Source organism: Dietzia sp. DQ11-71, from assembly GCF_014144995.1.
Classification (GTDB): Bacteria; Actinomycetota; Actinomycetes; order Mycobacteriales; family Mycobacteriaceae; genus Dietzia; species Dietzia kunjamensis.
This window is the reverse complement of the sequence record NZ_JAALDT010000429.1, coordinates 1-674: the sequence shown is the minus strand read 5'-3', so window position 1 is coordinate 674 and position 674 is coordinate 1. Positions and strand designations below refer to the sequence as shown.

General features: G+C 73.7%; 1 pseudogene. It reads left to right on the top strand.

Annotated elements, in window-relative coordinates:
- Nucleotides 1-674 (top strand): annotated as a pseudogene (locus G6023_RS13895) (DUF5129 domain-containing protein); the annotation flags it as partial.

Sequence of the window (674 nt, the reverse complement as noted above, 5' to 3'; positions counted from 1 at the left end):
GCCGGCGTGGCTGCCGTGGGCGTTCGCCGGGGCCGGGGTGGTCGTCGCGGGCGCGGTCGGCGCCGGGGTCGCGGCGAGCCGCAAGAAGAAGGCGACGACGGCGAGGGAGCGGTACGACCGGGTCTCCCGCGAATACGGACGGGTCGCGGGGGAGCTCAGCGGGCTGGACATCCGCGCCAACTCGCTCACCTCCCCGTTGGCCGACGACGAGCTGCGCTCCCAGTGGGAGGACGTGCGCGGCCGGTTCCTCGCGCTGGACACCGTCATGGGCCGGATCGGTGACCTGCGGCCCGACTCGACGGACGCCGAGTTCCGCGCCAAGGCCGGTGACATCGACACCGCCCACACCACGGTCGACCAGATGACCACGGCGGAGCAGAACATCGACCAGCTCTTCCGCATGGAGCAGGGCGACGCCGAGGTGCGGCGTCGCCAGCTCGGCGAGCTGCACGAGGACATGCTCGCCGCGGCGCTGGGGACGAAGGACGAGCGACTGGCCGCCGAGGCCCGGGCACTGGACACCCGCGCCGACGAGCTGGCCCGGGATACGCAGGCGCCCGACTTCATGGACCGCTACGCCCGGCTCGTCGTCGACTACCGGATCGTCGTGGAGGCGATCCGGGCGCGCGAGATGGCGGACGTCGAGACGGCGGACGACGCGGGCGACCGCCACG